Origin of the sequence: Citrobacter sp. CK191 (assembly GCF_030333435.1) — a bacterium.
In the GTDB taxonomy this organism is placed as follows: Bacteria; Pseudomonadota; Gammaproteobacteria; order Enterobacterales; family Enterobacteriaceae; genus Citrobacter_B; species Citrobacter_B koseri.
Genome location: NZ_JAOWFX010000030.1, coordinates 37,301 through 59,245 on the forward strand (window position 1 = coordinate 37,301; position 21,945 = coordinate 59,245).

At 54.5% G+C, this 21,945-nt stretch carries 22 protein-coding genes; 15 read left to right on the top strand and 7 right to left on the bottom strand.

What is annotated here, in order from left to right:
- From aaeB to OGV82_RS09615, 3 genes are all read left to right on the top strand, one after another.
- On the top strand, positions 1-1,968 hold the full coding sequence (aaeB, locus tag OGV82_RS09605; RefSeq protein WP_012135374.1) for a p-hydroxybenzoic acid efflux pump subunit AaeB: 1,968 nt from the start codon (positions 1-3) through the stop codon (positions 1,966-1,968).
- 90 nt (positions 1,969-2,058) lie between these two features.
- Positions 2,059-3,507 carry an NAD-dependent succinate-semialdehyde dehydrogenase gene (locus OGV82_RS09610; protein ID WP_286462713.1) on the top strand — a complete coding sequence of 483 codons (1,449 nt, stop codon included), beginning with the start codon at positions 2,059-2,061 and terminating at the stop codon, positions 3,505-3,507.
- A 29-nt stretch (positions 3,508-3,536) separates the two neighbouring features.
- Positions 3,537-3,812: a barstar family protein gene (locus OGV82_RS09615; protein ID WP_047460936.1), complete on the top strand. Its 276-nt coding sequence runs from the start codon at positions 3,537-3,539 to the stop codon at positions 3,810-3,812.
- 61 nt (positions 3,813-3,873) lie between these two features.
- On the opposite strand, the gene yhcN is transcribed toward OGV82_RS09615, so the two are convergent.
- Together yhcN and argR are read right to left on the bottom strand one after the other, a co-directional pair.
- Positions 3,874-4,137 carry a peroxide/acid stress response protein YhcN gene (yhcN, locus tag OGV82_RS09620; protein WP_012135371.1) on the bottom strand — a complete coding sequence of 88 codons (264 nt, stop codon included), beginning with the start codon at positions 4,135-4,137 and terminating at the stop codon, positions 3,874-3,876.
- 377 nt (positions 4,138-4,514) lie between these two features.
- The gene (gene argR, locus OGV82_RS09625) at positions 4,515-4,985 is read right to left on the bottom strand and encodes a transcriptional regulator ArgR (RefSeq protein ID WP_012135369.1); all 471 of its coding nucleotides are present in this window, start codon (positions 4,983-4,985) and stop codon (positions 4,515-4,517) included.
- A gap of 436 nt (positions 4,986-5,421) precedes the next feature.
- On the opposite strand from argR, the gene mdh reads away from it, so the two are divergent.
- Positions 5,422-6,360 (top strand): malate dehydrogenase, encoded by a 939-nt coding sequence (gene mdh, locus OGV82_RS09630; protein ID WP_012135368.1) that lies wholly within the window; start codon positions 5,422-5,424, stop codon positions 6,358-6,360.
- A 103-nt stretch (positions 6,361-6,463) separates the two neighbouring features.
- Here the strand turns inward: mdh and degS are convergent, their stop codons facing one another.
- The 3 genes from degS to zapG form a co-directional block, all read right to left on the bottom strand.
- Entirely contained in the window at positions 6,464-7,531 is a 1,068-nt protein-coding gene (gene degS, locus OGV82_RS09635) for an outer membrane-stress sensor serine endopeptidase DegS (RefSeq protein WP_012135367.1), read from the bottom strand.
- A gap of 91 nt (positions 7,532-7,622) precedes the next feature.
- Positions 7,623-8,990 (bottom strand): serine endoprotease DegQ, encoded by a 1,368-nt coding sequence (gene degQ, locus OGV82_RS09640; RefSeq protein WP_047460939.1) that lies wholly within the window; start codon positions 8,988-8,990, stop codon positions 7,623-7,625.
- 168 nt (positions 8,991-9,158) lie between these two features.
- Positions 9,159-9,557: a Z-ring associated protein ZapG gene (gene zapG, locus OGV82_RS09645; protein WP_042292056.1), complete on the bottom strand. Its 399-nt coding sequence runs from the start codon at positions 9,555-9,557 to the stop codon at positions 9,159-9,161.
- 192 nt (positions 9,558-9,749) lie between these two features.
- Here zapG and zapE point away from each other — a divergent pair, with 192 nt between their 5' ends.
- The 11 genes from zapE (at position 9,750) to nanQ (ending at position 19,094) form a co-directional block, all read left to right on the top strand.
- Entirely contained in the window at positions 9,750-10,874 is a 1,125-nt protein-coding gene (gene zapE, locus OGV82_RS09650; protein WP_047460942.1) for a cell division protein ZapE, read from the top strand.
- 302 nt (positions 10,875-11,176) lie between these two features.
- Positions 11,177-11,605, top strand: a complete 429-nt coding sequence (rplM, locus tag OGV82_RS09655) for a 50S ribosomal protein L13 (protein ID WP_000847556.1) — start codon at positions 11,177-11,179, stop codon at positions 11,603-11,605.
- 15 nt (positions 11,606-11,620) lie between these two features.
- Positions 11,621-12,013 carry a 30S ribosomal protein S9 gene (gene rpsI, locus OGV82_RS09660; RefSeq protein ID WP_000829818.1) on the top strand — a complete coding sequence of 131 codons (393 nt, stop codon included), beginning with the start codon at positions 11,621-11,623 and terminating at the stop codon, positions 12,011-12,013.
- A 315-nt stretch (positions 12,014-12,328) separates the two neighbouring features.
- The gene (sspA, locus tag OGV82_RS09665) at positions 12,329-12,967 is read left to right on the top strand and encodes a stringent starvation protein SspA (protein ID WP_012135361.1); all 639 of its coding nucleotides are present in this window, start codon (positions 12,329-12,331) and stop codon (positions 12,965-12,967) included.
- A gap of 5 nt (positions 12,968-12,972) precedes the next feature.
- Positions 12,973-13,473 carry a ClpXP protease specificity-enhancing factor gene (gene sspB, locus OGV82_RS09670; RefSeq protein ID WP_012135360.1) on the top strand — a complete coding sequence of 167 codons (501 nt, stop codon included), beginning with the start codon at positions 12,973-12,975 and terminating at the stop codon, positions 13,471-13,473.
- Positions 13,474-13,588: 115 nt separating this feature from the next.
- On the top strand, positions 13,589-14,377 hold the full coding sequence (gene nanR, locus OGV82_RS09675; RefSeq protein ID WP_012135359.1) for a transcriptional regulator NanR: 789 nt from the start codon (positions 13,589-13,591) through the stop codon (positions 14,375-14,377).
- A 137-nt stretch (positions 14,378-14,514) separates the two neighbouring features.
- Positions 14,515-15,408, top strand: a complete 894-nt coding sequence (nanA, locus tag OGV82_RS09680) for an N-acetylneuraminate lyase (protein ID WP_047460947.1) — start codon at positions 14,515-14,517, stop codon at positions 15,406-15,408.
- 120 nt (positions 15,409-15,528) lie between these two features.
- Complete coding sequence (nanT, locus tag OGV82_RS09685; protein ID WP_012135356.1) at positions 15,529-17,019, top strand: sialic acid transporter NanT; 1,491 nt, start codon at positions 15,529-15,531, stop codon at positions 17,017-17,019.
- Positions 17,020-17,068: 49 nt separating this feature from the next.
- Positions 17,069-17,758, top strand: a complete 690-nt coding sequence (locus OGV82_RS09690; protein WP_047460950.1) for an N-acetylmannosamine-6-phosphate 2-epimerase — start codon at positions 17,069-17,071, stop codon at positions 17,756-17,758.
- Positions 17,755-18,627, top strand: a complete 873-nt coding sequence (gene nanK / locus OGV82_RS09695) for an N-acetylmannosamine kinase (protein WP_047460953.1) — start codon at positions 17,755-17,757, stop codon at positions 18,625-18,627. The genes OGV82_RS09690 and nanK overlap by 4 nt, the downstream gene beginning before the upstream one ends.
- Positions 18,627-19,094 carry an N-acetylneuraminate anomerase gene (nanQ, locus tag OGV82_RS09700; RefSeq protein WP_047463891.1) on the top strand — a complete coding sequence of 156 codons (468 nt, stop codon included), beginning with the start codon at positions 18,627-18,629 and terminating at the stop codon, positions 19,092-19,094. The genes nanK and nanQ overlap by 1 nt, the downstream gene beginning before the upstream one ends.
- Positions 19,095-19,224: 130 nt before the next feature.
- On the opposite strand, the gene OGV82_RS09705 is transcribed toward nanQ, so the two are convergent.
- Together OGV82_RS09705 and gltD are read right to left on the bottom strand one after the other, a co-directional pair.
- Positions 19,225-20,310, bottom strand: coding sequence for a PDDEXK nuclease domain-containing protein (locus OGV82_RS09705; RefSeq protein ID WP_101744383.1), 1,086 nt, complete (start codon positions 20,308-20,310; stop codon positions 19,225-19,227).
- Between the two features lie 209 nt (positions 20,311-20,519).
- Positions 20,520-21,938, bottom strand: a complete 1,419-nt coding sequence (gene gltD / locus OGV82_RS09710; RefSeq protein WP_012135351.1) for a glutamate synthase subunit GltD — start codon at positions 21,936-21,938, stop codon at positions 20,520-20,522.
- Between the last annotated feature and the right edge of the window lie 7 nt (positions 21,939-21,945).

The window sequence follows — 21,945 nt, forward strand, 5'->3', positions numbered from 1 at the left end:
ATGGGTATCTTCTCCATTGCCAACCAGCATATCCGCTTTGCGGTAAAACTGGCATGCGCCATCGTCCTGGCGCTGTTCGTTGGCTTTCACTTTCAGCTTGAGACGCCGCGCTGGGCGGTGCTGACCGCCGCGATTGTCGCCGCAGGCCCGGCATTCGCCGCCGGTGGGGAACCCTATTCCGGCGCGATTCGCTATCGCGGGATGCTGCGTATCATCGGGACATTTATTGGCTGTATCGCCGCGCTGACCATTATCATCACCATGATTCGCGCGCCGTTATTAATGATTCTGGTGTGCTGTATCTGGGCGGGATTTTGTACCTGGATCTCCTCGCTGGTGCGGGTTGAAAACTCCTATGCATGGGGGCTGTCCGGGTATACGGCGCTGATCATCGTCATTACCATTCAGGCGGAGCCACTACTGACGCCGCAGTTCGCGGTTGAACGTTGCAGCGAGATCGTGATTGGTATCGTCTGCGCCATTATGGCGGATCTGCTCTTTTCGCCGCGTTCAGTGAAACAGGAAGTGGATCGTGAAGTCGACGGCCTGCTGGTGGCGCAATACCAGCTGATGCAGCTGTGTATTAAGCACGGCGACAGTGAGGAAGTGGACAAAGCCTGGGGCGATCTGGTGCGGCGGACGGCGGCGCTGGAAGGCATGCGCAGCAATCTCAATATGGAGTCATCGCGCTGGGGGCGCGCCAACCGCCGCCTGAAAGCGCTGAATACGCTCTCGTTGACGCTGATCACCCAGTCCTGTGAAACATACCTGATTCAGAACACTCACCCGGAGTTGATCACCGACACCTTCCGCGAGCTGTTCGAAACGCCCGTCGAAACCGCGCAGGACGTACATAAACAGCTTAAGCGGATGCGTCGCATCATTGCCTGGACCGGCGAACGTGAAACGCCCGTAACCCTTTACACTTGGGCCGGTGCGGCGACGCGCTATCTGCTGCTAAAGCGCGGCGTGATTGGCAACGCCAAAATCAGCGTGACGGAAGAGGAAGTGTTGCAGGGCGAGCCCGTCGTGAAGGTGGAATCTGCCGAGCGCCATCATGCGATGGTTAACTTCTGGCGCACCACGCTGTCCTGTGTGCTGGGCACCTTATTCTGGCTGTGGACGGGCTGGACGTCGGGAAGCGGCGCGATGGTGATGATTGCGGTCGTCACGTCGCTGGCGATGCGCTTACCCAACCCGCGCATGGTCGCAATCGACTTTATTTACGGGACGCTGGCGGCGCTGCCGTTGGGTCTGCTCTATTTTTTAGTGATCATCCCGAATACGCAGCAAAGCATGTTGCTGCTGTGTCTGAGCCTGGCGGTGCTGGGATTCTTTCTCGGGATCGAAGTCCAGAAACGGCGGCTGGGTTCGATGGGGGCGCTGGCCAGTACCATTAACATCATCGTGCTGGACAACCCGATGACCTTCCACTTCAGCCAGTTCCTTGACAGCGCGCTCGGGCAGATTGTGGGGTGCATGATGGCGTTTATCGTCATTCTGTTGGTTCGTGATAATTCACGCGACAGAACCGGACGTGTACTGCTTAACCAGTTCGTTTCCGCAGCGGTGTCTGCAATGACCACCAACGTTGTGCGCCGTAAAGAGAACCACCTTCCGGCGCTGTATCAGCAGTTGTTCTTGTTAATGAACAAATTCCCGGGCGACCTGCCGAAGTTTCGTCTGGCGCTGACGATGATCATTGCGCACCAACGTCTGCGTGATGCGCCCATCCCGGTCAATCATGATTTATCTGCTTTTCACCGCCAGCTCCGGCGTACGGCCGATCATGTGATTTCAGCCGGAAATGACGATAAGCGTCGGCGCTACTTTGGACAACTGCTGGATGAGCTTGATGTCTATCAGGAAAAATTGCGAGTCTGGGAAGCGCCGCCACGGGTGACGGAGCCGGTAAAACGGCTATCCGGCATGTTGCACAAATATCAGCACGCCTTGACGGATAACTAACACTCAGGAGCCGACGCCAAAAGCGTCGGTTTTTTTGTGGCTATACTTATCTGACGTGCGAAAAACATGACATCAGGAGGAGAAAGAACCATGCAAACGCTCCAGGACAACGAACTTTTTCAGACGGGATATCTGGTTGATGGACTTTGGAAAACGCTGGATAACACCTTCGATGTTCTTAATCCGGCAACCGGTGAAACGATAGCCGCCGTTGCCAAAGCTGGTAAAAAAGAGACCGAAGAGGCGATTGCGGCGGCGGCAAAAGCCTTCCCTGCCTGGCGGGTCAAAACGGCAAAAGAGCGCTCGGCCATTCTGTATCGCTGGTATGAACTGATCATTGAGCATAAATCCTGGCTGGGCCGTCTGATGACCACTGAGCAGGGGAAGCCGTTGAAAGAGGCGGAAGGCGAAGTGGAGTACGTCGCCAGTTTCATCCAGTGGTTTGCTGAACAGGCGAAGCGGGCGAATGGTGAAATAATCCCGCCGATCAAACCCGGATCGCGGATCTTTGCCACCCGTGAACCGATTGGCGTCGTGGCGGCGATTACGCCGTGGAATTTCCCGATGGCAATGTTGACCCGTAAATTAGGCCCCGCGCTGGCGGCAGGCTGTACGGGGGTCATTAAACCGGCGAATAACACGCCGCTTAGCGCATTCGCCTTGCTGACGCTGGCGAAGAAAGCTGGCGTACCTGACGGCGTGCTGAACGCCGTCGCGGGCAATACCCCGGAGATCAGCGACGCCATTATGGCCAGCCACGAGGTGCGCAAAATCTCCTTTACCGGATCGACCGCCGTTGGGAAAACGCTGGTGCGTAACGCGGCTGACACGATGAAGAAAGTCTCGATGGAACTGGGGGGCAATGCGCCGTATATCGTGTTTGACGATGCGGATATTGACGCTGCGGTACAGGGGGCGATCGCCAATAAATTCCGCAACGCGGGGCAGGTGTGCGTCAGCGTTAACCGTTTCTATATCCATGAGTCGGTCTATGACGAATTTACCCGCAAGCTGGCGGATGCCGTACAAAAACTGAAGGTCGGAAACGGTCTGGAGGAGGGCGTGATCGTCGGCCCGCTGATTGAGCCGGCGGCCGTCGATAAAGTGCGTGAGCACGTTGAGGACGCTATCGCAAAAGGGGCGAAGGTGCTGGTAGGTGCTAAAGCGCATTCGTTAGGCGGGAATTTCTGGCAGCCCACCGTACTGGGCGACTGTAGCGATGGGATGAAACTGGCCAGTGAAGAGACCTTCGGGCCGGTCGCGGCCTGCTTTCGTTTTACCAGTGAAGACGAGGTCATTCAGCGCGCCAACAATACGCCGTTTGGCCTGGCGGCTTACTTCTACACGCAAAATTTACAACGCGTATTCCGCGTTTCCCAGGCGATTGAAAGCGGCATGATTGGGATTAATGAATGCGCCGTATCAACCGAGCTGGGGCCATTTGGCGGGGTGAAAGAGTCGGGTCTGGGGCGTGAAGGATCGGTGCTGGGGCTTGAAGAGTTTCTGGAAGTGAAGACCCTGCACATCGGCGGCCTGTAATGTGACTGCGTCGGGGATGGTGGCTGGCTATGAACATCTATACCTTTGATTTTGATGAAATAGAAGACCAGAACGATTTTTACCGCGAGTTTACGCGGATGTTTGGCCTTGCCAGAGAGAAAGTCGGCGATCTTGATTCTCTATGGGATACTCTCATGAGCGAGGTGCTGCCATTGCCGCTGGAGATTGAGTTTGTTCATCTGCCGGAAAAACTGCGCAGGCGCTACGGCGCGCTGATTTTGCTGTTTGATGAAGCAGAAGAGGAACTGGAAGGACAGCTGCGGTTTAATGTTCGCCATTCGTGACGACAAACATAAAAAAGCCCCCGGCAGTCGGGGGCAAGTCGTCGGACTAGACGACGAGGGTTTATTTGTAAAGTTCTGCCGTAGCGTGCCAGTTGTCACCGCTACGTGCTTCAGTAATCTGATAGGCGGATGCGCCGTTTGCTTCTGCTTTTTTGTTCAGCATTTCATGCATATCCATCGGGGAAGAACCGATAGCGCTTACGGAAACAGAGCCGATAGCCTGACGGCCTTGCGCTTGTTCTGCGTTGATGGATTCGGCTGCGAATGCGCCAAAAGAGAGAACGGACAGAACGCTTAATGCTGCAACAGTAGTTTTGATTTTCATGATTTTTACCTCGTCGAATTCTTTTATTAGGGTCTGTGTTTCGTGACCCTCATCACAAAATCAAGTATACACTAATCACGCGATTAATTAATACCACGCTAATGGTTTCATGGGTTATTGTGTGTTAATGATTTGTTTTTTTATAACCGTATGGAATTAAAAACGTGTTAAAAAGCATGTTGTTAAGATTAAATGCAATAAAATCATAAGGATATGAAATTTTGCAATTTGTGCGTTTTTTCCATTGCACATTCACCATGTAAATGATTTTTGACGGTTAAACGCACTATTTGTTAAGTGACAGGCAGTGAAAAATGACGGCGGAAGAGGTGGCGGCAGGTTTTTTCCCCGTCGCGCTTAACGACGGGGAGAAGGGATTACAGCTCTTGTTCGAACAGTTCCAGAATGGCTTCGTACAGATCTTTCACCGTAAAGCCATTCGCGGGGGTGGTGAAAATGGTGTCGTCACCGGCAATGGTCCCGAGGATGCCTTCCGCTTTCCCCAGCGAGTCCAGCAGACGCGCGATCAGCTGTGCGGCGCCAGGACTGGTATGGATCACCACAACAGCATCGTTGTAGTCGATATCTAACACCAGATTCTTTAAAGGGCTGGAGGTGGTTGGCACGCCTAGCTCAGCCGGGAGACAGTAGACCATCTCCATTTTTGCGTTGCGGGTACGCACCGCGCCGAACTTGGTCAGCATGCGCGAGACCTTGGACTGGTTGATGTTATCAAAGCCCTGATCCTGTAACGCGAGGACGATTTCGCCCTGTGAACTGAATTTTTCTTCTTTGAGTAGCGCTTTGAACGCCTTGACTAATTCTTCTTGTTTAGCCGAGCTTCGCATAAGTCACCCGTAATATGAGGATGGAAACAACATTATTATGCATACAGATGAATTTTTATGCAAACAGTCTGCCTCACCGGAGGCTGAAATAATGTTATGAAAGAGCGGAATTCTATCAAATTCCGTTATCAAGAAACATGCCTGCGTCACGGCGCGCAAATAAGCTTAAAAGTAAATTAAATGTTATCAAATTGATGTTGTTTTGGAGAGGCAGTAGAGTATATTGTCAGCACCTGTTGGAAAGTTGTTCTGTGGTTCAGGCGCTTTTGAATTACGTAAATTAGCTTTTCTATTACGTAAGTTAAATGCATAAAAGCCAAATTTGCGTGACTACGCATTCTTGACGCGTGGTGGTTGTATTCATTGGATTTGTGAATTATGGTCGCCGCCGCGGAGCAACAAACACTTAGCTTATCAATATAATAAGGAGTTTAGGATGAAAGTCGCAGTCCTCGGCGCTGCCGGCGGTATCGGCCAGGCGCTTGCACTACTGTTAAAAACCCAACTGCCTTCAGGTTCAGAACTCTCCCTGTACGACATCGCTCCAGTGACCCCAGGTGTGGCCGTTGACTTGAGCCATATCCCTACAGCAGTAAAAATCAAAGGTTTCTCCGGCGAAGACGCGACCCCGGCGCTTGAAGGCGCAGACGTCGTACTGATCTCGGCTGGCGTGGCGCGTAAACCGGGTATGGATCGTTCCGACCTGTTTAACGTCAACGCAGGTATCGTGAAGAACCTGGTACAACAGATCGCAACGACCTGTCCGAAAGCCTGTGTGGGCATCATCACCAACCCGGTGAACACTACCGTCGCTATCGCTGCTGAAGTTCTGAAAAAAGCAGGCGTTTACGACAAGAACAAACTGTTTGGCGTGACCACGCTGGACATCATCCGCTCCAACACCTTTGTCGCGGAACTGAAAGGCAAACTGCCGACCGACGTTGAAGTTCCGGTTATCGGCGGTCACTCTGGCGTGACCATTCTGCCGCTGCTGTCGCAGATCCCGGGCGTCAGCTTCACCGAGCAGGAAGTGGCTGACCTGACCAAACGTATCCAGAATGCGGGTACGGAAGTGGTTGAAGCGAAGGCTGGCGGCGGATCGGCAACCCTGTCTATGGGTCAGGCTGCTGCGCGCTTTGGTCTTTCTCTGGTGCGCGCGCTGCAAGGCGAGAAGGACGTGGTGGAATGTGCCTACGTTGAAGGTGACGGCCAGTATGCGCGCTTCTTCTCTCAGCCGCTGCTGCTGGGTAAAAACGGCGTGGAAGAGCGCAAGTCTATCGGCAAACTGAGCGCGTTTGAACAGAATGCGCTGGAAGGTATGCTGGATACGCTGAAAAAAGATATCGCCCTGGGCGAAGAGTTCGTTAACAAGTAAGCGCTTTTGTGCAGGCCGGATGGCGGTGTAAACACCTTATCCGGCCTACAAGTTAACCGAGACACAGTAAAAAACCGGAGATGACTCCGGTTTTTTTATTACGTTAATTTGTCGCCGGGTATTCCTGAATGGTGACCTGGAGCGTCAGCTTTTTATCGTCACGCATCACAATCACCGGGATCACCGAACCTGGACGTATTTCAGCAACCTGATCCATGGTTTCCAGAGCGGAAACGGCAGGTTTGTTGTTGACTGAAATGATCACATCATTGACCTGAATACCCGCCTGTGCAGCCGGGCCATCCGGCGACACTTCATTGACCACAATCCCCTGGATTTGATCCATCCCGGCGCCCTGCGCATGCAGCGGCGCGATTTCTCGCCCACCGATGCCGATATAACCGCGAATCACGCGACCATCGCGGATCAGCTTATCCATAATTTTGGTCGCTAACTGGAACGGGATTGCAAAACCGATCCCTTCCGGCGTCTCGCCGTCGTTACTCTTATCAAATGACAGGGTGTTAATGCCCATCAGTTCGCCCAGCGAGTTAACCAGCGCTCCGCCGGAGTTACCGTGGTTGATGGAGGCGTCCGTTTGCAGGAAGTTTTGTCGTCCGGTTGGGTTCAGACCGATACGCCCGGTGGCGCTGATGATCCCCTGAGTAATGGTCTGCCCCAGGTTATACGGGTTGCCGATGGCCAGAACCACATCACCAATATGCGGTGAGCGTTTCGTGTTGATCGGGATTGTCGGCAGACCGCCCGTGGCATTAATCTTTAACACCGCCAGATCCGTCAGCGTATCCGAACCAACCAGCAGCGCTTCAAACACGCGTCCATCCTGTAGGGCGACGATGATCTGATCCGCATCGTTGATCACATGCTTATTGGTGATGATGTAACCGCGCTGATCCATGATCACGCCCGATCCCAGCGTACGGATCTCAAGCTGATTATGCGTGGTGCTGTTCATACTGCGGTTATAAACGTTGACGACGGCAGGCGCGGCGCGGCGAACCGCCGAATTATAGCTGGCTGGCGTCTCATCCGCGCTGTCGAATTGCGGTGTGGTCAGGGTATTTATTTTGCGCAGCGAGGGCATGGCCGCCAACAGAATGGCACCCACAATAAGACCAATTGCGACCGAACGTAAGATCTTCACAAACATGATGGAGGCGTCATTAAAAAAGGGAACGGCAGCAGCATACCACGAGTTAACCGGACATCGCACGTGGGGCTGATGTCCGGTTAACGATGACTTAACGCAGGAGCAGGTAAATGTTCTCGTTACCGCGTACGACCTGTAGCGCAATAATCGACGGTTTCGCTTCCAGCACTTTGCGCATTTCCGCAATCGAGTGCACGCGATCGCGGTTAACGCTAATGATCACATCATCTTTGTGCAAACCGGCCTGGGCGGCGGGACTGCTTTTTTCAACGTTATCAATTTTGATGCCTTTATTGCCGTCTTTTAACTGACCATCGCTCAGCGTTGCGCCCTGCAATGCCGGGGCGATCATCTCCGCGCTGGCGGAGGATGACGTGCTGGTGTCGAGGATGACTTCGACTTCTAGCGGTTTGCCGTCGCGTAACAGACCGAGCTTCACTTTCGTGCCGGGTTCCGTCGTTGCGATGCGTGAGCGCAGTTCGGCAAAGCTGCTCAGCGGCTTGCCGTTGAGACTGGTGATCACGTCGCCGGATTTCACACCCGCTTTCGCGGAACCTGAACCCGGGAGCACTTCGCTGATGAACGCCCCGCGCTGTACATCCAGCTTGAAGGCTTTGGCGATATCGGCGGTCAATTCCATGCCTTTAATTCCCAGCAGGCCGCGTTTAATTTCACCAAACTGAATCAGCTGTTGCGCCAGCGTGCGCGCCATATTACTCGGAATCGCAAACCCAATGCCGATGCTACCGCCGCCAGGTGCCAGAATAGCGGTGTTGATGCCGATCAGCTCGCCGTTGAGATTCAGCAGCGCGCCGCCGGAGTTGCCGCGGTTAATCGAGGCGTCGGTTTGAATAAAGTTTTCCAGTCCTTCCAGATTCAGCCCGCTCCGGCCAAGCGCGGAGACAATGCCGGAGGTGGCGGTTTGCCCCAGACCAAACGGGTTGCCTACCGCGACGGCAAAGTCGCCGACGCGCAGTTTGTCGGAGTCGGCGATGGCGATTTGCGTCAGGTTGCTGGCGTTCTGGATTTGCAGCAGCGCGATGTCGCTCTGGTCGTCGCTGCCGATCAGTTTAGCGTCAAACTCGCGTCCGTCATTTAACTGAACGCTGATCTTCTGTGCCTGATTAATGACATGGTTATTGGTCAGAACGTAGCCTTTGGCGGCGTCAATGATGACGCCCGATCCCAGCCCTTCGAACGGCTGAGAGGGTTGATCAGGCAACTCGTCGCCAAAAAACTTTTTAAACTCTTCTGGAACCTTCTGACTTTGGGTCGCGGTTCCCTCAACCTTCACGCTAATCACGGCCGGCAGCACTTTTTCCAGCATTGGCGCGAGACTGGGGAGCGCCGCCTGACCGGGAATCTGCGCGGGTATCGATGCGACGGCCTGAAACGGTGCCGAGAGCGTTAACCCGACACTTAACGCTAATGCACTTAACAACGGGATTTGTTTTTTCATGGAGCCTGCTCTCGTACCTTGAGTGAACGGAAAGACGATTCAAAACAGTTTGATGTTATTGAATTTTCGGCCTGGTAACAATGAGGTTAATGACTAAATAATAGCTGGGACAGGAGAGAAGAGACGGGCGCAATCGCTGCGCCCGAAAAATTTCTTAACGATGTGCGATTAGTCGCGTTTTGCGCCACTACGCAGCAGGCCGGAAGCGCCTTCGGAATAGTCACGCGGCATCTGGACCGGCGCCTGATCGTTACTGGCTTCAGACTCCGCCAGACGGTTACGGAACGGGTTCGATTCCGCAGACAGTTCCGGCAGCAGGCTGCTGGAGCTTTTCGCCATGTGCTGATACAGCTGACGATAATCATGCGCCATGGTATCCAGCAGCTCGGCGCTGCGGGCAAAGTGGCTGACCAGCTCTTCACGATACTCTTCCAGCTCAGCTTTATTCTTTTCCAGTTCGTACTGCAATGCCTGCTGTTGGCGTAATTTACGATTACCAAAACGCATGGCTACGGCACCAATGATGATACCGACGACTAACCCAATTAGCGCATATTCCCAGGTCATGAACATCTCCCGTTGTCTTTTGTTTCCGTAGGGTGTTGGCTTTAGGCTCCATGCCTGCGCCTGATTATGCCACTATAACCGCTAATCCCGTAGAAGTGGAATCCCGTGTTTATATCACGTAATGTAGAACGGCCTTTTTTTCGTCAGCCGTGAACGTCGGCACATCGATTTTCAAGGAATAACAATAACATCATGCAAAACATTTCCCCCACATCGCGTTACCTTCAGGCCCTCAATGATGGCAGCCATCAACCCGACGACGTGCAAAAAGATGCGGTCAACCGGCTGGAGTCGATTTACCAGGCGCTGAGCGCCAAAACGCCCCCGGCGCCGCAAACCGGCGGACTGATGGCCCGTTTCGGTAAACTGCTTGGCAAACGTGAACCGTCAGCGAATGCGCCGGTGCGTGGTCTGTATATGTGGGGCGGGGTCGGGCGAGGGAAAACCTGGCTGATGGATCTCTTCTATCATAGTCTGCCGGGCGAGCGGAAACAGCGTCTGCATTTCCACCGCTTTATGCTGCGCGTGCATGAGGAGCTGACGGCGCTACAGGGGCAGACCGACCCGCTGGAGATTATTGCCGATCGTTTCAAAGCCGAAACGGATGTGCTCTGCTTTGATGAGTTTTTTGTTTCCGACATCACCGACGCGATGCTGCTTGGCGGCTTAATGAAAGCGCTGTTTGCCCGCGGCATTACCCTGGTGGCGACCTCGAACATCCCGCCGGATGAGCTGTACCGCAATGGTCTGCAACGTACCCGCTTCCTTCCGGCTATCGACGCTATCAAAGCGCATTGCGACATTATGAATGTGGATGCCGGGGTGGATTATCGTCTGCGCACGCTGACGCAGGCGCATCTGTGGCTTTCGCCGCGTAATAACGAAACGCAGCAACAGATGGATAAACTCTGGCTGGCGCTGGCCGGTGCGAAACGTGAGAATGCGCCAACGCTGGAGGTGAATCATCGTCCGTTACCGACGATGGGGGTGGAAAACCAGACGCTGGCGGTCTCCTTCATCACCTTATGCGTGGACGCTCGCAGCCAGCATGACTATATTGCGCTGTCGCGCCTGTTCCACACGGTTCTGCTGTTTGATGTGCCGGTCATGACGCCGCTGATGGAAAGCGAAGCGCGCCGTTTTATCGCGCTGGTGGATGAATTCTACGAGCGCCATGTGAAGCTGGTGGTGAGCGCCGACGCGCCTTTATATGAGATCTATCAGGGCGAACGCCTGAAGTTTGAGTTCCAGCGCTGTTTGTCGCGTTTGCAGGAGATGCAGAGCGAGGAGTATCTGAAACGCTCGCATATGCCGTAGGCCGGATAAGGCGTTTCGCCGCCATCCGGCGCAGGTTGCCTGGTGGCGCTTCGCTTATCAGACCGGCAGAAATGCCCTGCACAAAACCCATTGCAAATCACAAAAAGGGGTCGATCTTTGCCCCTGACTTCTCTATAATCCTGCGACCCCACGTTACAAGAAAGTTTTTTTCCCAAAACTTTTTGTGTGCTGGCATTGGCTATTCGAAGGGGTAGGTTTGCCGGACTTTGTCGTGTGAACCTCAACAATTGAAAACGTTTGGGTGTTCACCAACGTGTAACTATCTATTGGGTAAGCTTTTAATGAAAACTTTTACAGCTAAACCAGAAACCGTAAAACGCGACTGGTACGTTGTTGACGCGACCGGTAAAACTCTGGGCCGTCTGGCTACTGAACTGGCTCTTCGCCTGCGCGGTAAGCACAAAGCGGAATACACTCCGCACGTCGATACCGGTGATTACATCATCGTTCTGAACGCTGACAAAGTTGCTGTAACCGGCAACAAGCGTACTGACAAAGTGTACTATCACCACACCGGTCACATCGGTGGTATCAAACAAGCGACCTTTGAAGAGATGATTGCTCGCCGTCCTGAGCGTGTGATTGAAATCGCGGTTAAAGGCATGCTGCCAAAAGGCCCGCTGGGTCGTGCTATGTTCCGTAAACTGAAAGTTTACGCTGGCAACGAGCACAACCACGCGGCACAGCAACCGCAAGTTCTTGACATCTAATCGGGATTATAGGCAATGGCTGAAAATCAATACTACGGCACTGGTCGCCGCAAAAGTTCCGCAGCTCGCGTGTTCATCAAACCGGGCAACGGCAAAATCGTTATCAACCAACGTTCTCTGGAACAGTACTTCGGTCGTGAAACTGCCCGCATGGTAGTTCGTCAGCCGCTGGAACTGGTCGACATGGTTGAGAAACTGGATCTGTACATCACTGTTAAAGGTGGTGGTATCTCTGGTCAGGCTGGTGCGATCCGTCACGGTATCACCCGCGCTCTGATGGAGTACGACGAGTCTCTGCGTTCTGAACTGCGTAAAGCTGGCTTCGTTACTCGTGACGCTCGTCAGGTTGAACGTAAGAAAGTCGGTCTGCGTAAAGCACGTCGTCGTCCGCAGTTCTCCAAACGTTAATGGGTTTCTGCTCCGGCAGATTACCATTGGCGAAAAAACCCGCTTCGGCGGGTTTTTTTATGGAAAAAATGCGCGTGTGTCCAAAGTAATCCTCTGATTGCCACCTCTTTTTCCCCATTTCCAGAATCGACTCACCACAAAGGTCACAAAATCTGGTAAACTATCATCCAATTTTCTGCCCAAATAACGGGTATTGTTCATTTTTTGTTTGCTTTTTGAACAATGATGACTTTTCCGCAGGCGGGTGACATAACTTCTGGCTGGCCACGCGGTGGCTGGTAGCAGTAAAAATTCTGAATATACCTGGAGGTTTTCATGGCTGTCGCTGCCAACAAACGTTCGGTAATGACGCTGTTTTCTGGTCCTACTGACATCTATAGCCATCAGGTCCGCATTGTGCTGGCGGAGAAAGGTGTTAGTTTCGAGATCGAGCATGTGGAGAAGGATAACCCACCTCAGGATCTGATTGACCTCAACCCGAGTCAGAGCGTACCGACCCTGGTGGATCGTGAGCTGACCCTGTGGGAATCTCGCATCATTATGGAATACCTGGATGAGCGTTTCCCTCATCCGCCGCTGATGCCGGTTTACCCGGTTGCGCGTGGCGAAAGCCGCCTGTACATGCACCGTATCGAAAAAGACTGGTACACGCTGATGAACGTCATCGTGAACGGGTCCGCTTCTGAAGCTGACGTTGCGCGTAAACAACTGCGTGAAGAGTTGCAGGCGATTGCGCCTGTGTTTGGTCAAAAACCGTATTTCCTGAGCGATGAGTTCAGCCTGGTTGATTGCTATCTGGCGCCGCTGCTGTGGCGTTTGCCGCAACTGGGTATTGAGTTCAGCGGTGCGGGCGCTAAAGAGCTGAAAGGCTATATGACCCGCGTCTTTGAACGTGACTCGTTCCTCGCTTCTTTAACTGAAGCTGAACGTGAAATGCGCCTCGGTCGGGGTTAATCAGTATGGATTTGTCACAGCTATCCCCACGCCGTCCATATTTGCTGCGTGCATTCTATGAATGGTTGCTGGATAACCAGCTCACGCCGCACCTGGTGGTGGATGTGACGCTGCCTGGCGTGCATGTCCCTATGGAATATGCGCGCGACGGGCAAATTGTTCTGAACATTGCTCCCCGTGCGGTTGGCAATCTGGAGTTGGCCAACGACGAAGTGCGTTTCAACGCGCGCTTTGGCGGCGTCCCACGCCAGGTCTCCGTACCGCTGGCTGCGGTACTGGCGATCTATGCGCGTGAAAACGGCGCAGGCACAATGTTTGAACCTGAAGCTGCTTACGATGAAGACGTCGCCAGCTTAAATGATGACGATGTAACGCCGGGCGCGGAGAGCGAAACGGTCATGTCCGTGATTGATGGTGATAAGCCCGATCATGACGATGACAACAATCCTGATGACGATCCGCCGCCGCCGCGTGGTGGTCGACCCGCATTACGCGTAGTGAAGTAACCAAGACAGACAGGCCCTGAGGGCCTGTTTTTTTTCACGCCTGCCACGATTTCACCCCACTTTCGATCCTGTGATAGGATGGCCCTAGTTGCTGTTTTCCTCGACGATTTACATAATGGACGCTATGAACGCATTTGATTCGCAAGCAGAAAATTCTCCGCCAACCATCGGCCGTAGTTTGCGCAGCCGTCCGCTGGCGCGTAAAAAACTGTCGGAAATGGTAGAAGAAGAGCTGGAGCAGATGATTCGTCGCGGTGAATTCGGCGAAGGGGAGCAACTGCCGTCTGAGCGGGAGTTGATGACCTTCTTCAACGTGGGCCGCCCGTCGGTGCGTGAAGCGCTTGCCGCGCTCAAGCGTAAAGGTCTGGTGCAAATCAATAACGGCGAACGCGCCCGCGTGTCGCGGCCTTCTGCTGATACCATCATCAGCGAACTTTCCGGCATGGCGAAAGATTTCCTCTCGCATCCCGGCGGTATCGCCCACTTTGAGCAACTGCGCCTGTTCTTTGAATCAAGCCTTGTGCGCTATGCGGCGGAACACGCGACGGATGAGCAAATTGATCTGCTGGCGAAAGCCCTGGAGATCAACAGCCAGTCGCTGGACGATAACGCGCTCTTCATTCGTTCCGACGTCGAGTTTCACCGCGTGCTGGCGGAAATCCCCGGCAATCCGATCTTCATGGCGATTCATGTCGCGCTGCTGGACTGGCTGATCGCTGCGCGTCCTGCGGTCTCCGGGCAGGAGTTACATGAGCATAATAGCGTGAGCTATCAAGAACATATCGCTATTGTCGATGCCATTCGTCGGCGCGATCCAGATGAAGCTGACCGCGCGCTGCAAACCCACCTCAATAGCGTATCCGCCACCTGGCACGCCTTCGATCAAAAGAAAAAATTGCGTTAGCGATCGCGATCCTGACGATCGTTTAGTGAAGTAGATCGCACTCTGTGCGTTCTGTACTGGGGTGCTGCTTATTTGATCTGGTATAACAGGTATAAAGGTATGTAGTCAGATAACACTAATCATCGACAGAGGTCGTTATGGCAAAAGATTTACGAGGCGTAATGCCAGCGTTGTTAACTCCTTTTGATAACCAGCAGAAACTGGATATTGAGAGCCTGCGCCGTCTGGTGCGTTTCAACATTGCACAGGGCATTGATGGGCTGTACGTCGGCGGCTCGACCGGGGAAGCGTTCGTTCAGAGCCGCGCAGAAAGAGAGCAGGTCCTGGAAATTGTGGCGGAAGAGGCGAAGGGCAAGGTGACGCTGATTGCCCATGTCGGTACGGTCAGTACCGAAGAGAGCCAGCAACTGGCCAGCGCGGCGCATCGTTACGGTTTTGATGCCGTTTCCGCCGTGACGCCGTTTTATTATCCGTTTAGCTTTGAAGAGCATTGCGATCACTACCGCGCCATTATCGATTCCGCTGAAGGATTACCGATGGTGGTGTACAACATTCCTGCGCTGAGCGGCGTGAAGCTGACGCTGGAGCAAATCAACACGCTGGTTACGCTGCCCGGCGTTGGCGCGCTGAAACAAACCTCCGGCGATCTCTATCAGATGGAGCAGATCCGCCGTGCGCATCCTGATCTGGTGCTCTACAACGGTTATGACGAAATCTTCGCTTCCGGTCTGCTGGCAGGCGCAGACGGGGGAATCGGCAGCACTTACAACATTATGGGCTGGCGTTATCAGGGGATTGTTAAGGCCTTGCAGGAAGGCGATGTAGCGAAAGCGCAGCATCTGCAAACCGAGTGCAATAAGGTCATCGATCTGCTCATTAAAACCGGCGTGTTCCGTGGGCTGAAAACGGTGCTGCACTACATGGACGTGGTCTCCGTACCGCTGTGCCGTAAGCCGTTTGCGCCGGTTGATGAGAAGTATCTGCCTGAACTGAAAGCGCTGGCGCAGCAGTTAATGCAGGAACGCGGTTGACCGGTTGCCGGATAGCGCTAACGCTTATTCGGCCTACAAAATATGAAACGTAGGCCGGGTAAGGCGAGTCGAAGCCGCCATCCGGCAAAGCGACAATAAAAATCGTCGGGAGAATGAAAAATGAGTACTTCTACCCAGAATATCCCGTGGTATCGCCATCTCAACCGGGCGCAGTGGCGGGCATTTTCCGCCGCCTGGCTGGGATATTTGCTTGATGGTTTTGATTTTGTGTTGATTGCCCTTGTTCTGACGGAAGTACAGGGCGAGTTTGGGTTAACGACGGTTCAGGCGGCCAGCCTGATCTCGGCGGCGTTTATTTCCCGCTGGTTTGGCGGGCTGATGTTGGGCGCAATGGGTGACCGCTATGGCCGACGTCTGGCGATGGTCACCAGTATCATTCTTTTCTCTATGGGGACGCTGGCCTGCGGTTTTGCGCCCGGCTATACCACCATGTTTATCGCCCGTCTGGTGATCGGTATGGGAATGGCGGGCGAATATGGCTCCAGCGCCACCTATGTCATTGAAAGCTGGCCGAAGCACTTACGTAATAAAGCCAGTGGATTCCTGATTTCCGGTTTCTCCGTCGGGGCGGTCGTGGCGGCGCAGGTTTACAGCCTGGTGGTTCCGGTCTGGGGCTGGCGCGCGCTGTTCTTCATTGGCATTCTGCCGATCATTTTCGCGCTCTGGCTGCGTAAAAACATCCCTGAAGCGGAAGACTGGAAAGAGAAACACGAAGGTAAAGCGCCGGTGCGCACGATGGTGGACATCCTCTACCGGGGCGAACATCGCGTCGTCAATGTGCTGATGACGATCGCCGCCGCAACCGCGCTGTGGTTCTGCTTTGCGGGCGACCTGCAAAACGCGGCGATTGTGGCGGTGTTAGGGTTACTGTGCGCCGTTATCTTCATCAGTTTTATGGTGCAAAGCAGCGGCAAACGCTGGCCAACGGGCGTGATGCTGATGATCGTGGTGCTCTTTGCTTTCCTCTATTCATGGCCGATTCAGGCGCTGCTGCCAACGTATCTGAAAACTGAACTGGCTTACGATCCTCACACCGTTGCGCAGGTGCTTTTCTTTAGCGGCTTTGGGGCGGCAGTCGGCTGCTGCGTGGGCGGTTTCCTCGGCGACTGGCTGGGTACGCGCAAAGCCTACGTTTGCAGTTTGCTGGCTTCCCAGGTGCTGATCATTCCGGTATTTGCGATTGGCGGCGCAAACGTCTGGGTACTGGGTCTGCTACTGTTTTTCCAGCAGATGCTGGGGCAGGGGATCTCCGGGATCTTACCGAAACTCATTGGCGGTTATTTTGATACCGACCAGCGAGCGGCAGGTCTGGGCTTTACCTATAACGTCGGCGCACTGGGCGGCGCGCTGGCCCCTATCCTCGGGGCGCTGATCGCACAGCGTCTGGATCTGGGCACCGCGCTGGGATCGCTCTCCTTCAGCCTGACCTTTGTGGTGATCCTGTTGATTGGGTTGGATATGCCGTCTCGCGTACAGCGCTGGCTGCGTCCTGAAGCATTACGTATGCATGATGCTATCGACGGAAAACCGTTCAGCGGGGCCGTGCCGTTTGGCGGCGACAAAAGCGCCTTTGTAAAAACCAAAAGCTGATGAGGTTTGCCCGGCCAGTTTGCCGGGCGACCTGCGTAAGGAAGTGGATATGTCGTTACTTGAACAACTGGATAAAAACATTGCCGCCAATGGCGGGTTGATTGTCTCCTGCCAGCCGGTTCCAGGCAGCCCGCTCGATAAACCGGACATCGTGGCTGCGATGGCGCTGGCGGCGGAGCAGGCTGGCGCCGTCGCGCTACGCATTGAAGGCGTGGACAATTTGCGGGCGACCCGTGCGCTGGTCTCCGTACCGATTATCGGTATTCTCAAGCGTGACCTTGACGACTCCCCGGTACGCATCACGCCATTCCTTGAGGATGTGGATGCGCTGGCACAGGCCGGGGCGGATATTATTGCGGTTGACGGTACTGACCGTGTACGTCCGGCGACCGTCGATGCGCTGCTGGCGCGTATTCATCAGCACCAGTTGCTGACGATGACCGACTGCTCGTCACTGGAGGATGGCTTAGCCTGTCAGCGGCGTGGCGCGGAAATTATCGGCACCACGCTGTCGGGATACACCACGCCGGACACGCCGGATGAACCTGACCTCGCGCTGGTCAACGTCCTGCATGATGCAGGATGCCGGGTGATTGCCGAGGGGCGTTACAACACGCCGGCACAGGCCGCTGAAGCCATGCGTCACGGCGCGTGGGCGGTGACGGTGGGATCTGCCATTACGCGGCTGGAACATATTTGTCAGTGGTACAACACGGCATTGAAAAAGGCGGTGTCATGAGCACGCTGGCGATCGATATTGGCGGCACCAAGCTGGCTGCCGCGCGGGTGGATGATGATTTACGCATCCGCGAACGACGTGAATTGCCGACCCCCGCCAGCAAAACGCCGGATGCGCTGCGAGAGGCGCTAAAAGTGCTGGTTGAACCGCTGCAAACGACCGCGCTGCGGGTGGCGATAGCCTCTACCGGCATTATCAGAGAAGGCGCGCTACTGGCGATAAATCCGCATAACCTGGGCGGTCTGCTGCATTTTCCGTTGGTGCCGACGTTAGAAGATCTTACCGGTCTGCCGACGCTGGCGGTGAATGATGCGCAGGCGGCGGCATGGGCGGAATACCATGCCCTTACGTCTGATGTCCGCGATATGGTGTTTATTACCGTGTCGACCGGCGTTGGCGGCGGCGTGGTGAGCGACGGCAGATTGCTCACCGGGATGAGCGGTCTGGCCGGGCATCTGGGGCATACGCTGGCCGATCCGCAGGGGCCGGTTTGCGGGTGCGGACGACGCGGCTGTGTGGAGGCTATCGCCTCAGGACGCGGCATTGCGGCAGCGGCGCAGGGTTCCCTGGCCGGGTGCGACGCCAGAACTGTCTTTGCACATGCGGCTGCCGGGAACGAACAGGCCGTGCGTCTGGTTCAGCACTCCGCGCAGGTTGTCGCGCGGTTAATTGCCGATGTTAAAGCGACAACGGATTGCCAGCAGGTGGTTATTGGCGGCAGCGTAGGGTTAGCTGAGGGATATCTGGCGCAGGTACGCCACTTTCTGGCGCAGGAACCAGCGGTTTATCAGGTGGCGTTGAGCGCAGCGCATCACCGACATGACGCGGGGCTACTGGGCGCCGCGTTGTTAGCTCAGGGAGATAAATGATGTTGATGGGAGAAATTCAGTCGTTACCGTCTGCCGGGCTGCATCCGGTATTGCTGGATGCGTTAACCCTGGCGCTGGCGGCAAGGCCGCAGGAGAAAACGCCCGGGCGCTACGAATTGCAGGGCGACGATGTGTTTATGAATGTGATGCAGTTTGCCACGCAGTCGCCGCAGGAGAAAAAAGCGGAGCTGCATGTGCAGTACATCGACATTCAGCTGTTATTGACGGGTGAGGAGCGCATTTTGTTCGGCGTAGTCGGGTCAGCGCGCGAATGCGAGGAGCTGCATGGTGAAGAGGATTACCAGCTTTGCCGCCGCATCCATGAACAGCAGTCCATTACGCTGACACCGGGGATGTTCTCCGTGTTTATGCCGGGGGAACCCCATAAGCCCGGGTGTATGGCTGGCGAGTCAGGGGAGATTAAGAAAGCTGTAGTGAAGGTGCGCGCCAGCTTATTAGAGGTATGAAAATACCGGATGGTTTATAGCCATCCGGTGTAACGTTTTATATCTTCCGATAGTGCATAATCCCGTCAGTCGAGTTGTTGAAAATTCAGCTCGTGACGCAGTGCTTTTCCTGATGTGCAAAGTAAATTGGTTATTCAGTTGATTCAACTTGCTGTGCAGTCAGTGCTATTTGTGAACGAATGAGCTCATCTGCCAGTAGTTTTTCGTCAGGCAACTGCACTTTGTACTCGCTCGCCATGATGGTATTCGGCAGGCCGTTCAGCGCGTAATGCGCTTCCCCCGCGCCTTTTCCTGCGCACAAAACCAACCCGACGGGCGGGTTTTCTCCCGGCATTGTCCAGTGCTCTTTGGCATAGTTCAGGTACATATTCATCTGCCCGGCATCCGCATAACTGAATTTGCCGACCTTCAGGTCAACGAGCAACAGGCAGCGTAAGCGGCGATGGAAGAACAACAGATCGACGCGGAACCAACTATCGTCTATGCGTAATCGGCGCTGGCGGCCGACAAAAGCAAAATCGTCACCAAGCTCCAGCATAAAGTCCATCAGGTGACTGAGCAGCGCTTCTTCGAGATCCGACTCGGAATACTCGTCCTTCAGGTTAAGAAATTCCAGAATGAACGGGTCGCGTATGGCTCGCTCCGGCAAGACTGTTGGCTCGGCGGGCGCAGGCTGCTGCAACATGGCGGATTTGTCATGGGACAGTAGCGTCCGTTCGTAGAACTGGGTGGAGATTTGCCGATCGAGTTGCCGCACAGACCAGCCGTTACGTAGCGTCTCTTTCTCGTAAAAAGTGCGGGCATCGGGATTTTTTACCGATAGTAAACGCACGTAAGCTGACCAGGGAAGCGGAAAAACTTTAGCGAGGTAAATGAGATTTGAAGATTCACCAGACAGTGTCTGCTGAATTTCAATATCTTGAAAATAAAGATAAAACATGCGCATTTGTCGTAGGTTTGCGGTGGAGAACCCACGCTTATAGCGCTGGCTTAAATCTGCGGATAACCGCTCGATGAGTTGAATACCATAAGCCGCTCGTGCTTCGCCGCCTTGTTCAAACTCGACAATTCTCCTGCCGATTTCCCAGTAGGTTGCTGTCATCAAAGCATTAATACTGCGGACGGCCTCGGTATGGGCATTGTCCACTAATCGAATAATACCGTCATGGATTTGCTGATAATCGTCAGCGTGTTGAAGTGGTGTTGGTACAGTCATGTCATCCCTGGCGCGATAGTTGTGAAATGAAAAATATATCGCTACCAATACGCTTCAGGCATATTCCGGTCAATCCAGGAGAGGTGTATTACATTGAGTTACAGCCGTATTTGCGAGCGGCTTTCGAAGAATGAATTCGCATATATTTAGCAGAGAAATATTGGCTCCCCATCCATCAGCGTCAGGCTGTGGCAGGGGAGCCAGAAGTATTACACTTCCAGGTAGTTCAGGATACCGTCTGCCGCTTTACGGCCTTCGGCAATTGCCGTGACCACCAGATCCGAGCCTCGCACGATGTCGCCACCGGCGAAGATTTTCGGGTTGCTGGTCTGGAAGGCGTTTTCATTACCTTCCGGCGCGATAATCCGCCCCTGGGAGTCCAGCTCCACGCTGTGTTTCGCCAGCCACGCCATGCTGTGCGGGCGGAAACCAAACGCCATTACCACCGCATCTGCCGGGATCACATGCTCGGAACCGGCGACGATTTCCGCACGACGACGACCTTTCGCGTCCGGCGCGCCCATTTCGGTACGCACCATCTTCACGCCGCTTACTTTACCGTTGGCATTCACTTCTACGCCCAGCGGCTGCACGTTGAACTGGAATTCGACCCCTTCTTCGCGCGCGTTTTTCACTTCGCGTCTGGAGCCTGGCATGTTCTCTTCGTCACGACGATAGGCGCAGGTGACGTGCGTCGCGCCCTGGCGAACCGAGGTACGCACGCAGTCCATCGCGGTGTCGCCGCCGCCCAGTACCACGACGCGTTTGCCTTCCATACTGACGAACGGTTCGTCAGTGGTTTCGCCAAAGCCCATGATCTGTTTGGTGTTGGCAATCAGGAACGGCAGGGCATCGAACACGCCGTCGGCATCTTCGTTTTCCAGCCCGCCGCGCATTGATTGATAGGTGCCAACGCCGAGGAACACCGCATCGTACTCTGCCAGCAAGTCGTCCAGCTGCACGTCGCGACCCACTTCGGTATTCAGTTTGAACTCAATGCCCATGCCGGTGAAGATCTCACGACGGCGGGTCATCACCTCTTTTTCCAGCTTGAAAGCCGGGATACCGAACGTCAGCAGACCGCCGATTTCCGGGTGACGGTCAAAGACCACCGCCTTCACGCCGTTACGAGTGAGTACGTCGGCACAGGCCAGCCCTGCCGGGCCCGCGCCGATAATCGCCACGCGTTTGTCGGTCTGACGCACGCCAGTCATGTCCGGGCGCCAGCCCATTTCGAACGCTTTATCGTTGATATAACGCTCGATGTTGCCGATAGTCACTGCGCCGAACTCGTCGTTGAGCGTACAGGAGCCCTCGCACAAACGATCCTGCGGGCAGACGCGGCCGCACACTTCCGGCAGCGTGTTGGTCTGGTGAGACAACTCCGCCGCTTCGAAAATACGTCCTTCGTTCGCCAGCTTCAGCCAGTTCGGGATGTAGTTATGTACCGGACACTTCCACTCGCAGTACGGGTTGCCGCAGGAGAGGCAGCGATCCGCCTGCGCTTTGGCCTGGCCTTCGGAAAACGGTTCGTAAATTTCAACAAACTCGATTTTGCGGATCTTCAGCGCCTTCTTCGGCGGATCAACACGTTGCAGGTCGATAAATTGGTATACGTTCTGACTCATTGCTCTA

Excerpts from the sequence above, each read along its gene's own strand:
- nanK (WP_047460953.1), top strand. The coding sequence starts at position 17,755 with ATGAGCACGCTGGCGATCGATATTGGCGGCACCAAGCTGGCTGCCGCG.
- OGV82_RS09610 (WP_286462713.1), top strand. The coding sequence starts at position 2,059 with ATGCAAACGCTCCAGGACAACGAACTTTTTCAGACGGGATATCTGGTT.
- nanR (WP_012135359.1), top strand. The coding sequence starts at position 13,589 with ATGGACGCTATGAACGCATTTGATTCGCAAGCAGAAAATTCTCCGCCA.
- sspB (WP_012135360.1), top strand. The coding sequence starts at position 12,973 with ATGGATTTGTCACAGCTATCCCCACGCCGTCCATATTTGCTGCGTGCA.
- nanT (WP_012135356.1), top strand. The coding sequence starts at position 15,529 with ATGAGTACTTCTACCCAGAATATCCCGTGGTATCGCCATCTCAACCGG.
- yhcN (WP_012135371.1), bottom strand. The coding sequence starts at position 4,137 with ATGAAAATCAAAACTACTGTTGCAGCATTAAGCGTTCTGTCCGTTCTC.
- OGV82_RS09690 (WP_047460950.1), top strand. The coding sequence starts at position 17,069 with ATGTCGTTACTTGAACAACTGGATAAAAACATTGCCGCCAATGGCGGG.
- zapG (WP_042292056.1), bottom strand. The coding sequence starts at position 9,557 with ATGACCTGGGAATATGCGCTAATTGGGTTAGTCGTCGGTATCATCATT.
- OGV82_RS09705 (WP_101744383.1), bottom strand. The coding sequence starts at position 20,310 with ATGACTGTACCAACACCACTTCAACACGCTGACGATTATCAGCAAATC.
- rpsI (WP_000829818.1), top strand. The coding sequence starts at position 11,621 with ATGGCTGAAAATCAATACTACGGCACTGGTCGCCGCAAAAGTTCCGCA.
- gltD (WP_012135351.1), bottom strand. The coding sequence starts at position 21,938 with ATGAGTCAGAACGTATACCAATTTATCGACCTGCAACGTGTTGATCCG.
- aaeB (WP_012135374.1), top strand. The coding sequence starts at position 1 with ATGGGTATCTTCTCCATTGCCAACCAGCATATCCGCTTTGCGGTAAAA.
- OGV82_RS09615 (WP_047460936.1), top strand. The coding sequence starts at position 3,537 with ATGAACATCTATACCTTTGATTTTGATGAAATAGAAGACCAGAACGAT.
- rplM (WP_000847556.1), top strand. The coding sequence starts at position 11,177 with ATGAAAACTTTTACAGCTAAACCAGAAACCGTAAAACGCGACTGGTAC.
- nanQ (WP_047463891.1), top strand. The coding sequence starts at position 18,627 with ATGTTGATGGGAGAAATTCAGTCGTTACCGTCTGCCGGGCTGCATCCG.
- zapE (WP_047460942.1), top strand. The coding sequence starts at position 9,750 with ATGCAAAACATTTCCCCCACATCGCGTTACCTTCAGGCCCTCAATGAT.
- nanA (WP_047460947.1), top strand. The coding sequence starts at position 14,515 with ATGGCAAAAGATTTACGAGGCGTAATGCCAGCGTTGTTAACTCCTTTT.
- argR (WP_012135369.1), bottom strand. The coding sequence starts at position 4,985 with ATGCGAAGCTCGGCTAAACAAGAAGAATTAGTCAAGGCGTTCAAAGCG.
- degS (WP_012135367.1), bottom strand. The coding sequence starts at position 7,531 with ATGTTTGTGAAGATCTTACGTTCGGTCGCAATTGGTCTTATTGTGGGT.
- mdh (WP_012135368.1), top strand. The coding sequence starts at position 5,422 with ATGAAAGTCGCAGTCCTCGGCGCTGCCGGCGGTATCGGCCAGGCGCTT.
- degQ (WP_047460939.1), bottom strand. The coding sequence starts at position 8,990 with ATGAAAAAACAAATCCCGTTGTTAAGTGCATTAGCGTTAAGTGTCGGG.
- sspA (WP_012135361.1), top strand. The coding sequence starts at position 12,329 with ATGGCTGTCGCTGCCAACAAACGTTCGGTAATGACGCTGTTTTCTGGT.